This window comes from Emticicia aquatica (assembly GCF_923079645.1).
Classification (GTDB): domain Bacteria; phylum Bacteroidota; class Bacteroidia; order Cytophagales; family Spirosomataceae; genus Emticicia; species Emticicia aquatica.
The window spans coordinates 1,248,097-1,262,650 of sequence record NZ_CAKLPY010000002.1; the positions used below are offsets into that span (position 1 = coordinate 1,248,097).

General features: G+C 34.5%; 17 protein-coding genes. 10 read left to right on the forward strand and 7 right to left on the reverse strand.

Features of this window, described 5'->3' with window-relative positions:
* Positions 1-3 precede the first annotated feature (3 nt).
* The 5 genes from MJQ71_RS14905 to MJQ71_RS14925 all read left to right on the forward strand — a co-directional run bounded on the left by MJQ71_RS14905 (position 4) and on the right by MJQ71_RS14925 (position 4,923).
* On the forward strand, positions 4-456 hold the full coding sequence (locus tag MJQ71_RS14905; protein ID WP_238807425.1) for an META domain-containing protein: 453 nt from the start codon (positions 4-6) through the stop codon (positions 454-456).
* A 45-nt stretch (positions 457-501) separates the two neighbouring features.
* Complete coding sequence (locus tag MJQ71_RS14910) at positions 502-1,713, forward strand: serpin family protein (protein ID WP_238807426.1); 1,212 nt, start codon at positions 502-504, stop codon at positions 1,711-1,713.
* A 64-nt stretch (positions 1,714-1,777) separates the two neighbouring features.
* A complete protein-coding gene (locus MJQ71_RS14915; RefSeq protein WP_238807427.1) occupies positions 1,778-3,058 on the forward strand; it encodes an LVIVD repeat-containing protein in 1,281 nt (426 codons plus the stop codon).
* Between the two features lie 13 nt (positions 3,059-3,071).
* Positions 3,072-3,713, forward strand: coding sequence for a hypothetical protein (locus tag MJQ71_RS14920; RefSeq protein WP_238807428.1), 642 nt, complete (start codon positions 3,072-3,074; stop codon positions 3,711-3,713).
* Positions 3,714-3,786: 73 nt separating this feature from the next.
* Positions 3,787-4,923 (forward strand): DmpA family aminopeptidase, encoded by a 1,137-nt coding sequence (locus MJQ71_RS14925; protein ID WP_238807429.1) that lies wholly within the window; start codon positions 3,787-3,789, stop codon positions 4,921-4,923.
* Between the two features lie 65 nt (positions 4,924-4,988).
* Here MJQ71_RS14925 and MJQ71_RS14930 read toward each other — a convergent pair whose 3' ends face one another.
* Both MJQ71_RS14930 and kdsA read right to left on the reverse strand, forming a co-directional pair.
* Entirely contained in the window at positions 4,989-5,318 is a 330-nt protein-coding gene (locus tag MJQ71_RS14930; protein ID WP_238807430.1) for a DUF3467 domain-containing protein, read from the reverse strand.
* A 128-nt stretch (positions 5,319-5,446) separates the two neighbouring features.
* A complete protein-coding gene (gene kdsA / locus MJQ71_RS14935; RefSeq protein ID WP_374759620.1) occupies positions 5,447-6,256 on the reverse strand; it encodes a 3-deoxy-8-phosphooctulonate synthase in 810 nt (269 codons plus the stop codon).
* Positions 6,257-6,496: 240 nt separating this feature from the next.
* On the opposite strand from kdsA, the gene MJQ71_RS14940 reads away from it, so the two are divergent.
* From MJQ71_RS14940 to MJQ71_RS14960, 5 genes are all read left to right on the forward strand, one after another.
* A complete protein-coding gene (locus tag MJQ71_RS14940; protein ID WP_238807432.1) occupies positions 6,497-6,733 on the forward strand; it encodes an acyl carrier protein in 237 nt (78 codons plus the stop codon).
* A gap of 127 nt (positions 6,734-6,860) precedes the next feature.
* Positions 6,861-8,108 (forward strand): beta-ketoacyl-ACP synthase II, encoded by a 1,248-nt coding sequence (gene fabF, locus MJQ71_RS14945; protein WP_238807433.1) that lies wholly within the window; start codon positions 6,861-6,863, stop codon positions 8,106-8,108.
* Between the two features lie 9 nt (positions 8,109-8,117).
* Positions 8,118-8,864, forward strand: a complete 747-nt coding sequence (gene rnc / locus MJQ71_RS14950) for a ribonuclease III (RefSeq protein WP_238807434.1) — start codon at positions 8,118-8,120, stop codon at positions 8,862-8,864.
* Positions 8,865-8,995: 131 nt separating this feature from the next.
* The gene (locus MJQ71_RS14955; protein WP_238807435.1) at positions 8,996-10,006 is read left to right on the forward strand and encodes a WD40/YVTN/BNR-like repeat-containing protein; all 1,011 of its coding nucleotides are present in this window, start codon (positions 8,996-8,998) and stop codon (positions 10,004-10,006) included.
* 180 nt (positions 10,007-10,186) lie between these two features.
* Positions 10,187-10,849 (forward strand): 3-keto-disaccharide hydrolase, encoded by a 663-nt coding sequence (locus MJQ71_RS14960; RefSeq protein ID WP_238807436.1) that lies wholly within the window; start codon positions 10,187-10,189, stop codon positions 10,847-10,849.
* Positions 10,850-10,884: 35 nt separating this feature from the next.
* Here MJQ71_RS14960 and MJQ71_RS14965 read toward each other — a convergent pair whose 3' ends face one another.
* The 5 genes from MJQ71_RS14965 to MJQ71_RS14985 all read right to left on the reverse strand — a co-directional run bounded on the left by MJQ71_RS14965 (position 10,885) and on the right by MJQ71_RS14985 (position 14,320).
* Complete coding sequence (locus MJQ71_RS14965) at positions 10,885-11,724, reverse strand: tetratricopeptide repeat protein (protein WP_238807437.1); 840 nt, start codon at positions 11,722-11,724, stop codon at positions 10,885-10,887.
* Between the two features lie 15 nt (positions 11,725-11,739).
* Complete coding sequence (locus MJQ71_RS14970; protein WP_238807438.1) at positions 11,740-12,567, reverse strand: tetratricopeptide repeat protein; 828 nt, start codon at positions 12,565-12,567, stop codon at positions 11,740-11,742.
* A gap of 2 nt (positions 12,568-12,569) precedes the next feature.
* A complete protein-coding gene (yidD, locus tag MJQ71_RS14975) occupies positions 12,570-12,965 on the reverse strand; it encodes a membrane protein insertion efficiency factor YidD (protein ID WP_238807439.1) in 396 nt (131 codons plus the stop codon).
* Positions 12,889-13,614: a hypothetical protein gene (locus tag MJQ71_RS14980; RefSeq protein ID WP_238807440.1), complete on the reverse strand. Its 726-nt coding sequence runs from the start codon at positions 13,612-13,614 to the stop codon at positions 12,889-12,891. Before MJQ71_RS14980 ends, yidD begins: the two co-directional genes overlap by 77 nt.
* A gap of 76 nt (positions 13,615-13,690) precedes the next feature.
* The gene (locus tag MJQ71_RS14985) at positions 13,691-14,320 is read right to left on the reverse strand and encodes a lipoprotein (protein WP_238807441.1); all 630 of its coding nucleotides are present in this window, start codon (positions 14,318-14,320) and stop codon (positions 13,691-13,693) included.
* Positions 14,321-14,554: the final 234 nt, after the last annotated feature.

Consider the following 14,554-nt stretch of genomic DNA (forward strand, 5'->3'; position numbering starts at 1 on the left):
CCAATGAAAATGTTAGTTAAAACAATTCTCGTAAGTTCATTATTATTGGCTTCGTGTTCAAAACAAGTCATTGAAACGCACAATGCGAGTTTCAGTTCATTAAGTACAATTGATTTAATCGGACAATGGACGTTCAAAGGATATTCGGATGGAAAAACGCCCGCTTTTGATGTAACACTCGAAATCAAAGATGAAGAAGGGAAATATATACTCAATGGGCGTTCGTCTGTAAACTTTTATTTCGCTTCTTTTGAAACCGATGAAAGTAAAAAAACAATCAAACTTTCAGCCATTGGAAGTACAAAAATTGCGGGTTCTATCGAAGCCAATCAGTTTGAAGCAATTTATTACGAAAGATTGCATAAAATAGAACGATACGAATTCAAAGACAAAAACACACTACTATTTTATTTGTCTAATCCTGCAAAAGAAATAATGTATTTTGAAAGAAAATAATTAAGATAATTTCCGCAATTATCTCATAATCGAAAACCCAAACAAATGAAAAAAGTTAAAAATTTAACCTTAGCAGCAACTTTATTTTTCTTGATTGCCAGTTGCAACGATTCCAACACAGTTACGCCAAACAAACAATTGAACGCTATTCCTGCCAATTTTTCAGAACAAACAAGTGAGTTTGCTTTTGATTTTTTGAAAAAGCATAATGCCGTAGAAAATGCTAACAAAAACTATTTTGTATCGCCCTTGAGTTTACATATTGCAATGGGAATGTTGCTCAACGGTGCAGAAGGAAAAACGAAGGAAGAAATTCAAACAGGTTTACGGGTTTCGTCAGATTTAACTACTACAAATGGTATTTATAAAGATTTAATTGAAAATTTGCCAATTTCTGACCCAAAAGTCACTAATACAATTGCCAACTCGGTTTGGTATCGAAATACGTTTTCGGTTGAAAAGTCATTTTTAGATATTCTGAAAACGTCTTTCAATGCCAATGCTTACGCAGAAGACTTTAATAACACCGCAACTGTAAGTAAAATCAACAATTGGGCAAGCGATAATACCAATGGAAAAATCAAAAAAGTGTTAGACCAAATCGAACCCGCTCACGTAATGTTTTTGATGAATGCCCTTTATTTCAAAGGTGATTGGAAAATACCATTTAAAACAGAAAATACGCAAGATGCTACTTTTGATGGAACAGTTGGCTCAAAAAACGTGAAAATGATGAACATGATGGAAAAAGTGAAATATGCCAATCGTGAGAGTTATCAAGCAATCGACTTAGCTTACGGAAGTGGAAATTATTCAATGACTATTTTGTTGCCCAATACAAATACCTCTATTTCAGGTGTGTTAAATTCATTATCTGTCACCGAGTGGAAAAATTTAAATTCCGCTTTACAAGAACAAAAAGTAATTGTTGGATTACCAAAATTTACTTTAGAGTATGAAACAAATCTTAATAAAGTTCTGGAAAATATGGGCATGAAAACAATGTTTAGTGATGCCGCAGATTTGTCAAAAATTGCTCCTCCTGCGGGAAAACTGAAAGTCGGTTTCGTGAAACAAAACACATTCGTTGCCATTGATGAAACAGGTACTGAAGCAGCTGCAGTAACTACGATAGGCGTTGAAGTAACTTCTGTTCCGATTATGCCAGAATTTATTTGTAATCGACCATTTTTATTCTTTATCAGTGAAAAACAATCAAACACTATTCTTTTTGCTGGGAAAATCGTGAATCTATAAATTATATGAAAAGAGCTTTGAGAAATATATTTTCTCAAAGCTCTTTTCATATCGAAACAAAACTATGAAAAAACTATTACACCCTTTGGTATTGGCTTTTTTGGCTTGTATCCATGTTTCTTGCAACGATGATTGCGAAACAACTCGAACTTATCGGACGACAGTGCCGATAACTTTCAACATCGAACAAATTCGTTCTGGAATTTCAACAGAAGCTCCCCAAGATTTAGTAAATCCTGGCAAAATTTATGTAAAAGACAATTACCTTTTTATCAATGAAATTAAAAAAGGGATTCATATTTTTGATAATAGTAATCCCGAAAAACCGCTCAACATTTCATTCTTAAAAATTCCAGGAGTGATTGACATGGCTGTTAAAGAAAACACTTTATATGCCGATAATTATATTGATATTGTTGCTTTTGATATTTCAAATCCAAAGGCTATTAAAGAAACTGGTCGTGTAAAAGATGTTTTTACCACTGGTTTGGTTGATGGAGTTTCTTGGTGGTATGATGCTCAAGCCAAAACGGTGACTGATTACGAAATAAAAGTTGTGACCGAAACAGTTCGTTCAAATTGTGGACAAAGCAGTATAACTCCAATTTATTATGCCAATGATGTTGCATTAAAAGCAAATACTCCAACAGCTAACCAAAGCAGTGGCGGAAATGGTACAACAACTGGCACTGGCGGCTCAATGGCAAGATTTACTATTTATGATGATTATCTTTACACTGTTTCACAGTCCGACCTGTTACTTTTCAATATCAAAACGCTCAGTAATCCACTTCAACAATCTAAGATAAACTTAGGTTGGGGAATCGAAACGATTTTCCCCTATAAAGACAAATTATTTATTGGCTCAAATACAGGGATGTATATTTTCGATAATAAAAATCCTGAAAAACCAGAGCGTCTATCCACCTTTCAACACGCCCGAGCATGTGACCCTGTTATTGTTCATAATGATATTGCGTATGTTACACTACGTTCGGGCTGGTGTGGCGTTACTCCGAATCGCCTTGATGTAGTGAATGTTTCTAATCTTTCTTCGCCGACACTCATCAAAAGTTATGATATGCAAAACCCTGCTGGTTTAGGTATTGATTTTCCAAACCTTTTTATCTGTGAAAGTCAATATGGACTAAAATCATTTGATGCAACCTCAGCTTCAAATATTTCGCTTCAACAACACATCGAAAAACTAGATGCGTATGATGTTATTCCGTTAGAAGGAAAACATTTATTGATGGTTGGAAAAGACGGTTTGTATCAATATGACACTTCAAATCCAAAAAATTTGAAACAGTTAAGTGTTATTCCTGTAAAAAGAGACAACTAATTCCAAGAAAATCATGAAAAAGACACAAATATTATTAGTTTGGGGAATTTTAAATGTTTTCCCATCTTTTGCTCAAGAAGTAAAACAAGATTTTTTTCAAAAACACCCATTCGTCAATATCACCGAATTTGGAACTTTGCTTGGACGAAGCAAATACGAAACCTATAATTACTATTATCGGGGTTATTATCCTCAACCCATCGAGCCTCAATATCAAATTCAAAATAGAGTAAATTTTGCACTACAAACATTCAATGGTATTTATCTTAATAAAAAAACCGCCGTTGGCTTAACACTTGGAATCGACTCTTATGGGCCGACTGTTTTAACACCGATTTCGGCTGGAATACGGAGAAATTTAATTCAGAAAAAAAAATCTAGTAGTATTTTATTAGGCAGTTTAGACGTTGGTTACGCTACAACTTGGGTAAACGAAGATAATACTGGTTATAAAACTTCGGGCGGAATAGTTATCTGTCCTACAATTGGTTACAAACTTCCAATGCGAAATGGCTCTGCATGGCTCATCAATTTTGGGTATCGTTATCAACGGGCATCGTATAAACAAGAACGCACCAGCGACCCTTATTGGTACGAATCCAATGAAGTTAGAAACTATCGTCGTATGGTTATACGATTTGGAATCGAATTTTGATTGTTTGTGGTTTTCTTTGGCTTTGATGAATCGGTTTTTTTATATTTACTGAAAATCAACCAAAGAAAACCAAATGTCTAAAAATCTACTTCTATTTATTTTTCTTTTTTTTTGTTCGTTATCTCTTTTGGCTCAAAAAAAGCGAGCTAGAGACTATGGGATTCAAATTGGCGTGCTACACACAGGTAAACTCAACGCAATTACTGACGTATCAGGCGTAAAAGTAGGGCAAGTTACAATTCATCAATCTGATGGTATTCATACGGGCGTAACGGCCATTTTACCCCATGATGAAAATATTTTTCAGAATAAAATTCCTGCGGCTATTCATATCGGCAATGGATTTGGCAAACTTGCTGGCTATTCTCAAATTGAAGAATTAGGAAACATCGAAACACCCATCGTACTCACCAATACTCTTTCTGTGCCAACAGCTTCAGCAGCATTGATAGACTATACTTTTCAATTTCCAGAAAATAGCAATGTACGTAGTGTAAACTCGGTCGTTGGCGAAACCAATGATGGTGGTTTGAACGATATTAGAAGGCGATACATCAGCAAAGAGCATGTTTTGGAAGCACTAAAAAACGCTCAAACAGGAAATATTGAAGAAGGAAATGTTGGTGCTGGAGCTGGCACTGTATGCTTTGGTTTTAAAGGAGGAATTGGAACTTCGTCAAGAATTTTACCAAAATCAAAAGGCGGTTTTACTGTTGGTGTTTTAGTACAATCAAATTTTGGTGGTGTGCTACAAATCAATGGTGTCCCAATTGGTATTGAACTTGAAAAACACAAGTTTTCAAAAATTGACCAAGAATACAAAGACGATGGTTCTTGTATGATTGTTGTTTTAACAGATGCACCTCTCAACCAAAAAAATCTTAAAAGACTTGCGGCAAGAGCCATGTTGGGTTTGGCCAGAACAGGTGGAATTGCAGCAAATGGTAGTGGAGATTACGTAATTGCAGCATCAACTGCCAAAGATTTACGCATTGCTCATAATTCAGATTCTATGTATGAGACATTCAATGTTTTGCGTAATAACGATTTAGATTTACTTTTTGAAGCCGTAATTGAGGCAACCGAAGAAGCAATTATTAATTCTCTATTTGCTGCTGAAAGTTTGAGTGGTTTTGAAAACACCAAAATTGAAGCCCTTCCACTAGAAAAAACTTTAGAAATCATGAAAAAATATAATCGCCTAAAATAGTTAGCATAATTTTCAGAGCCAAAATCTTCATCGAAAGTCGATTTTGGCTCTGAAAAATCAAGAAACTAAGCTTCACCCATTGGCCCGCCAAAGTTCATCGGAAATGGCATTGGTTCACTCGTTTGACGAATTGTTCCAAAATTATCTTCATACTTTGCGATATTATCTTGTAACGCTACCAATAAACGTTGTGCATGCTCTGGCGTCAAAATAACTCTTGATTTCACCTTTGCTTTAGGCACACCTGGCATTAAACGTATAAAATCAATAACAAATTCAGTGTTTGAGTGAGCAATCATTGCAAGATTAGCATAAACACCTTCTGCCATTTCTTCTGATAATTCAATATTTATTTGTTGTTCAGGGTCTTCCTGAATGTCTTTTCTTTTTGCCATTATTACACGTATTGTTAAATAGTTTGGGGTCATAGTTTTTGGTTAGTTAACCAAATATAAGTAGCTTTTTTCAAAAAAAGAAATACCCATTAATTTTGTTATTCTACGGTTAAAAACCTTGTTTTTTTTTACTTTATTGCTTCTCTAATTCTTAATAGTTTTTCAAGTAAGCCTTCGAGTTTATCTAAAGCAAGCATATTTGCTCCGTCCGATTTGGCAACTGATGGATTTGGGTGCGTTTCGATAAAAATTCCATCTGCCCCAACAGCAATGGCTGCTTTAGCAATTGTTTCTATCAGTGCTGGTTTTCCGCCTGTCACACCTGAAGACTGATTCGGTTGTTGAAGTGAGTGCGTACAATCCATTATAATTGGCACATTAAAGGCTTTCATTTCGACGATATTTCGATAATCAACCACTATATCGGAATATCCAAATGAATTGCCTCTATCGGTCAGCATTACTTCTACATCTGGATTGACTGCTTTTATTTTTTCAACGGCAAAGCCCATTCCCGAGCCGTGCATAAATTGCCCTTTTTTTACATTTACTGCTTTTCCTGTTTGGGCTGCGGCAACCAATAGCTCTGTTTGACGACAAAGAAATGCAGGAATTTGTAAAACATCCACATACTTTGCTGCTAAAGCAGCTTCATCAGACTCATGAATATCTGTTACAGTTGGTAAAGCAAAAGTTTGTCCAACTTCTTTTAAAATCCCCAAAGCAAGTTCATCACCAATGCCAGTAAATGAATCTAGTTTTGTTCTGTTTGCTTTTCTATACGATGCTTTGAATACGTACGGAATATTTAAACGGTCAGTAATATTTTTGACTTTTTCAGCTATTTCCAAAGCCATATCTCTTCCCTCAACCACACAAGGACCAGCAATTAGGACGAAATTTCCTGAATTTTGGTTTTTTAAATTATTGATTTTCAACACCTTATCTTTATTTTAAATTTATTATTAATTATCTTTAAGTAACGTAAAATAATATTTTCAATATAATATTGGCTTTTTTAAGTACTTTTTACTAGTTTTTTATCTTAAAACTGGCATTTAAAGAACCACACTGCAAATGTCGAAACAAATATCGTACTAAAAAAATTTCCTGTATTTTGTTGTTTTCGTTTAAAAGCGTTTTCTTTGCAGTCGTTTTTCACCAAACTACAGTTCAAAATGTCAGCAATTGCATCTAAAGTAACGAAAATTATCGTTGAGAAACTCGGCGTAGATGAGTCAGAAGTAACTCCAGAGGCATCATTCACAAATGATTTAGGAGCCGATTCATTAGACACCGTAGAATTGATAATGGAATTTGAAAAAGAATTTAATGTCTCTATTCCAGACGACCAAGCAGAAAACATCCAGACTGTAGGTCAGGCTGTAACTTACTTGGAAGAACATTCTAAATAAGTATTCTTAGTACTGAGTGCCGAGTATCGAGTTCGATGTGCTTAAATTATGTTTACATATTTTATCCATATACAACTCGATACTACGAGCTCTGTATTTTTTTACTTTGACCAAACATTTACACTTTATGGCATTCAAACGAGTAGTTGTAACAGGATTAGGAGCATTAACACCAATCGGTAATACGGTTGAAGAATTTTGGCACGGGCTTTCAACAGGAAAAAGTGGAGCAGCCATCATCACAAGATTCGATGCAAGTAAGTTTCGTACGCAATTTGCCTGTGAAGTAAAAAACTTTGATGTTACGCAGTTTATTCCTCGTCAGGATGCTCGTAAAATGGACTTATTCACCCAGTTTGCAATGGTTGTTGCTGAAGAGGCAATCAAAGATTCTGGACTTGATTTAGAAAGTATCAATAGAAATAAAGCAGGAGTAATTTGGGGTTCAGGAATTGGTGGTCTAAAAACTTTTGAAGAAGAAGTTATTAACTTTTCAAAAGGTGATGGCACGCCAAAGTTCAATCCATTTTTTATTCCAAAAATGATTGCAGATAGTGCTTCTGGGCAAATTTCCATTAAATATGGTTTCCGTGGGCCTAACTACATAACAGTTTCTGCCTGTGCTTCAACCAACAATGCAATTATTGATGCCTTTAACTATATTCGTTTAGGCAGAATCAATCTTTGTATTTCTGGTGGTTCAGAGGCTGCAGTTACTCAAGCTGGTATTGGCGGGTTTAATGGTCTTCGTGCCATGTCTGAAAGAAACGACGACCCAGCAACAGGCTCACGCCCTTACGATAAAGACCGTGATGGTTTTGTGCTTGGCGACGGTGGTGCTGCATTGATTTTGGAAGAATATGAACACGCCGTTGCTCGTGGTGCTAAAATTTACTGTGAAATTATCGGTGGTGGAATGTCTTCGGATGCCTACCATATTACTGCTCCTCATCCAGAAGGTGAGGGTGCTTACTTATCAATGGTTGACGCTCTTGATGATGCTAATATTAAACCAGAAGAAGTAGACTACATCAATACACATGGTACATCTACTCCCCTTGGCGACCCTCAAGAAATTAAGGCAATCGAAAAGCTGTTTGGCGAACATACTTACAAAATGAGTATAAGCTCAACTAAATCTATGACTGGTCACTTACTTGGGGCCGCGGGTGCTGTTGAGTCTGTTGCAGCCGTATTAGCAATAAAGCATCAAGTTGTTCCACCAACAATCAATCTTTTCAATATCGACGAATCAATCGACCCAAGAATAGATTTGACACCAAATGTTGCGAAAGCTCGAAAAATAGATGTAGTTTTGAGTAATTGTTTTGGGTTCGGTGGGCATAATGCTACGTTGATATTTAAGAAAATTTAATTTCGAATCGTGTTGTCGGTAGTTAGCAATTCATTTTGGGGGATTTTCAAAACTGATTCTAAGGAACGTAGTTTTAGAAAATCAGTGGAGCAGATAATCGGTGCAAAACCGGGAAATCCTTTGCTCTATCAGCTTGCTTTTAGACACACGTCGGCATCAAAAGAAACAAATATTGGAGGATTCAGAGAATCAAACGAACGACTTGAATACCTCGGTGATTCGGTCTTAGGAATGATTGTTGCAGAATATCTCTTCAAGAAATATCCTTTTAAAGATGAAGGTTTTCTAACCGAAATTCGCTCTCGAATTGTTAATCGTGAATCTTTAAATATTTTGGCCCGAAAAATTGGTTTAGAACGCCTAATCGAATTTGACGGTCAAAGAGTCGCTCATAATCGTACATCCATGTACGGAGATGCAATGGAAGCCCTTATCGGTGCTATATATTTAGATAAGGGCTTTCGTTTCACAAAGAAGTTTATACTTAAAAAACTTCTAGCCAACTACTTCGACCTTGACTCGGTCATTCAAACCAATACTAATTATAAAAGTATTCTTCTTAGCTGGTCACAGCAAGAAGGCAAGCGTGTTACTTTTGAAATTATACAAGAAAACGGAAAACATCACCACAAAGAATTTGTCGCTCAAGTTTCGGTCAATGGCGAAGCTGTAAGTAAAGGTGGTGGCTGGAATAAGAAAAAAGCAGAACAAGAAGCTGCTCGTAGGGCTTGTGAGGTTTTAGAAATAAAATCTTAGTTTTTCAACTTTAACATTCAGTAAAATGATGCAAAATTATTTGTATAATAATTCCAAGTATCTATTTTTGTGAATCTGTATATTTTGAATCAACCAAAATTGCAGACCCTCACCTTAAAAGCTGCGATTTGTTGAAAATTCTACCTAAAATAACGTTTGGACTGTTACTATTTTCAACTTGTGGTGTTTCATACTCCCAAAAGATAAATATCCAAGTTCTGCAACAAGGAACATCCTATTCGGATTCGTCCTACTATGACATCATACCTGTTGGAGATAAATTTTGGATTGGTGGAAAATACGGCACATTAAAATCTATTGATGCCGAAGGTAATCTTGCAAATATTAGTTATCCAAGTGAACAAGTTGATATTTACAAATTAGACCATTTTGACAAAGATAACCTTATCATTAGTGGCGACAAAGGTATTATTTACAAGCATAATTTAGTCAAGAATTCTTGGGAGACCATAAAAATCAAAGGCTATGAAAAGTCTTGTTTTTATAATTTAACTGTCGTCAATGATTCGACGGCTTTTATTTGTGGAGGCAAATCTTCTATTGCACATTCCGAAAAAACAATTCCTTTTGGTTTTATTTTAAAAACAACCGACAAAGGAAACACTTGGAAACGAGTTTATAAAAATCCCTTTAAAATGGTTTGGTGTGTCAAATATAATGTATTTGATAAACGTGTTTATGCTCTGATGTACACACCAAATAAAACGCATCTTTATAGTTTTGTTAAAAACAATTGGATTCGTAAACAAAAAATTGGGAATAGCATTTTCCATGAAATTCAGTTTGAAAATGAAAAAGACTTTATCGCTATGGGTGGCTGGATGGGGAAAAAAGGTAGAATTCATACGAATAATCAACAACTAGAAATTAATAAATCTGGGCTTCTTTGGGGAAGGGTTACAAACCAGAAATACGAAATTTATTCGGCCTGCGATGGCCAAGTTGTACTTAGCGATAAATTTGGAAATTATCGGGTTTTTGGTGAAAAACTCAATAAAGCTTTTAATATTTACGAAACAGTTTTTACTTCACCAACTACTGCTATTGCCATTGGCAGTGCAAGAACGGTTCTTCTTCTTAACATTATTGAAGACAACAATGTTGGTTCATTGAATCAATAATCTGTTTTCTTGCTGTTCTTCTTACTAAATTATTCTTTCGGTTTCAAATGTATATAATCTGTCCATAAGATTTTTACATTTCAATTTCTCTTGCTAATTCAAAACGGTATTGTTAATTTTAAAATCTCTCGACGGAGACGATTTTCTACCGACAGTTTTAAAATTCAACTCTCTAAAAAAATGAAAAAAGTAATGGTTTTAGCACTTGTTGCTTGCAGCACATTTGCTTATGCTCAAAAAGGCAAAACAGTAAAATTGTTTGACGGAAAAACCACCAAAGGTTGGCATTCTTGGCATGATACAAAGGTAAATGGTTGGCATGTAATGGATGGGGTTTTGATGACTCATGGTGGCAGTGGAGATTTAATTTCTGACAATGAATTTGAAGACTTCGAATTAACTTTTGACTTTAAGGCTGCCCCAAAGGGAAACAGTGGTGTTATCTATAAAGTACTTGAAACTCCTGAAGCAACTTCCTCATATATGTCAGGGCCAGAGTATCAAATTATTGATGATAAAAACTATCCTCAGCCAATAAAAGATGTACAGAAAACTGCTGCCAACTACGATATGCAAGTACCGAATGATTTAACTGCTGTAAAACCCGCAGGCGAATGGAATACTGGTAAAATCTTGGTGAAAGATAACCATGTTGAACATTGGTTAAATGGAAAAAAAGTTGTTGAATATGAATACGGTAGCACCGATTGGCAAGTGATGGTTGCGAAAAGCAAATTCGCAAGTTGGGAGTTTGCTAAAGCCCACGCAAAAGGAAAAATTGCTTTACAAGACCACGGCGATATGGTCTCTTTCAAAAATATTAAGATTAAAGAATTACAATAAAAAAAGGGCTTTTGAAAATTTCAAAAGCCCTTTTTTTATTTGGCAACTTCATCTAAAATTTCATTATAAACTTTCGCTCGACGAGCTTTCTTTTGATTTATTGCTATTTGCTCTGCTTTTTTATAACCACCTGTATAATACCTCTGAAACCACGGAACCATCGTAATTAACGCATCAAATGGACTCGCACTTTTGATTGCCGCCAAAACGCCCCAAGTAGCAATTCCTGCTGTTAATAAAATTGAGTTTGTACCATTTTTTATATCTCCTCCATAAAACTGTCCTAATCCAGGAAGAATCATACTCATTATTTTTGCTTTTTTGGGACTTAGTTTATTTATCTTCTCATTTTTGATAAAAAGCTCTTCTACTTTTTTTTGCGTTTCAATATCATTTTTATCAAGCAATGATAAGAATTGTTCTTTGGCCAAATCATATTTTTCTGTTGAAAAATTTAGAATAGCTCCATAAAATACCTTTCGGCGACCTTGCTCAATTGTTAGATTATTGGGTAAATTTAGCAATTCAACTTCGGCATATTCAAAGTTATTAAGAACCAAAAAACAAGCGAGTTTTCTAAATAAAACCTCTGCTTTTGTGCTATCACTTTTTTGTTGAAAAAATGCTAGTTCATAATAATCAGCTGCTTCATCAAATTGTTGTGTTTCGAAAAGACAATCGGCAATGTTTTTATAACATTCTTTTCTAAATTCATCTGTTTTATCGAAATAAATAACTCTTCGGTAAGTAATACTCGCACCTGAGTAGTCCTTCTTTTCAAACAGTTGATTAGCAAAATCAAAACTTTGTTTTATGGTTTGCGAATGAACAATTTTTGCAGAAAATATTAAAAGTATTAAAAGTATATTTTTCATTTGTTTTTGTCTGTTTTAATAATAGCTATTAAAAAGATTGTCGATTTTATTTCGAATACTTTGATGACTCTTTTTATTATAGCTTTTCGCTGAGACAACTGAACCGTAAATGTTTCCAAGATAAAATCCTAGTGCTACGCCTCCATAAACCCATCCTCTGGTACTATTTACGCCACTCTTATTAAATCCTCTAATTGATTGAAATGTCATGGTACTAACGAAGAAAAACGACACTAATCCATCTTTCCAATCTTTAGAATAGAAGCGACCAGTTCCAGGAACAATAGCCGACATAATACCAGCCAACACTGGACTTTTTCGTTTTATTTCAACAGCCTGTTTGCCTATTTCTTTGTATTCAGCAGCTAATTTATGCTCTTCTGGCTTGAGTGTATTTAGAATCTCATTGGCACTTTTATAGTTGTCTTGAAGAATATCTGATGTTGCTGAAAGAATAATTTTATCTGCATTTTCAATTCTGGTATTACTTTCCCAAAAGTTCTTAGCTAATTGAAAATCCGATTTAAGCAGTAATATCCTTCCATACTCAATTGCAGAAGAAGAGGTCATATTATAAATTTCAGGATAAAGTTGTTTTCCTCTAATAATCGCCTCATCGTATTTTCCCGAACGGCGGTACAACGATAGGAGTGATGTTTTGAGTGTGTCATTTTGGGGAACCATAAAAATCAACCTCTCAAACTCTCTTGTGGCTAAATCGAATTGACCTGATTTGGCTAAATATTCGGCAAATTTTTTGGTGTTTTCAAAATTATATAAATCCTGGGCTCCTGCATTTATAAATTTAAAAAGTATTAAAAGTATTAAAAGTTTTTTTTTCATTGTTATGGTTTGTCAATCAAAAGTTTAGCTTTAATATCTATCTCGTATTTTTCTGGACTTAGTCCATTACATCGTGTTAATCTATCCATTGTTTTTATTCCGCCCATAACGATTCCATTTTTCTTAACAGCCAAAATTCCGAATTCTGAACACGATGGAGTAAATGTACAAACTGTTAAATCTTGTGAGGAGAAGAACGTTTTGTAAAATAAAAACAAACCAGAAAACAAATATTGAACTTCGTTCTTGTTTCCTTTTGCTTCTTTATAAACCCGCTTTTGTGGCGGTTGAACAACGCTTCGGAGCAACTTTATTTCGGCATTACTTTGGGCTTTTATTTGCTTGCTTGATGAGAGGCTTAATAGTAGGAATAGGATAATTATAAATTGAGTTTTCATCTTCTTGGTCAATGATAATATTTTTATAAGTTGTTTGCTGAATATTTTGAGTCCCGTCTGTATTATATGAAATTTGGGTCACTTGCTTGGGAAATTCTACGCCATTGATGTTAGCGTATTCTTTAAAAAATTGTTGACTTAATAACTTTTCATTCACATCATAAAACGCAATCGCATCAAGTCGTTTGTTTACATTAGCCATTTTTATTTTACCTAATGTTTCCATTAATTGTTTTTCTACAACACTCCAAGTTGTAATTACTCGTCCATCTTTGTCTTTTTCTACTTTAGATATTTTATAAATTTTTGCTGCATTCCCCGCATTAATTCCGTAGTCTGCAAGTTTTCCAGAAAGAGACAAATGAAAAATTGAAAATTCATTAGCAGCCATTACCGTTTGAGAAATAACGCTATCTTTTGAAATCTTAAATAGCGTAGTGTCTTTTATAATGATGGTTTCCTGCTGAGGAAAAGTCAGTTTATAAACCACTTTCAAATTTGTTTTATCGTAATAAACTTTCCCGACAGTCAAACGAAATGACCCATTCGACAATTTATCTTTGATTGAAACATCTGCTTTTATCCGATAAAATTGTTGTGCCTGTGAAGTAAAAACCACAAAAAATAATAGCAAGAAAATCTTTTTCATGTATATGGAATATTGAATAAACAGAAATAGCCCAATCTTTTGATTTGGGCTATTTTTTTATGTTGATACACTTAAATTAGAACCAGAAGCTTCTTCCAATAACAGCAACTACAACAATGTAGTAAACGATATAAACAGCAGCAGTAACTAAACAACCAAACAATGCTTTTTTAGTTTGGTCTTTGTCTTTGTCTGTAATCAAATAAACCGCTAATACACCGATTGGGCCAAGTACACAACCCCACCAGAATGCTGGAATATTTAATGGCAATTCATCAACCGCAACAGCGTTTGTTACGTTTGTATCTAATTTTAAATCTTCAGTAAGCTCAGTGCCTTTAACATCTTCGATTGTTGTTCCTTCGTGAGATGTTACATATTGCTCTAACTTGTTTAATTTTTCAAACTCAGCGTTGATATTTTGTTCGTTAAAAGTCATTACTTGGCTTTCAGAAACAGCTGGAGTTTGAACAGTTTCGTTAGTCAATGATGCAACTTCCATAGAATTATCAGCTACTAAAGTTGCTTCAGTTGGAGCAGCAATGGTTGCGGTTTCTTCAATTGCAGTTACTGCTACTGGGGCTTGAGTTGTTTTCTTTACAGAAGCATAAGTAGTTGTGCTGCTTTTTTGAAAAGTTGCATATTCTTTCTTTTGGCAAGAAGCTAATACAACTATTGCAGAAAGGAATAGGACTAATTTTTTCATAAGTACAAAATGTTTAGACGTTAAGAGATTGGTTATTATTTACAAAAATATCGTTTTAATTTGAATTGCAAACTGACGGCAAACATATTATTAAAAAAATCATAAAAATTTAGCCTAGGATTTCATTCATTCAAATACTAAAAGTGAATATTTACAAATGAACATAAAAAAAATCTGAATGCCTTTTTAATAAAATTAAATTTGCAAAAAAATTTACTAAACGGTCAAACTCAA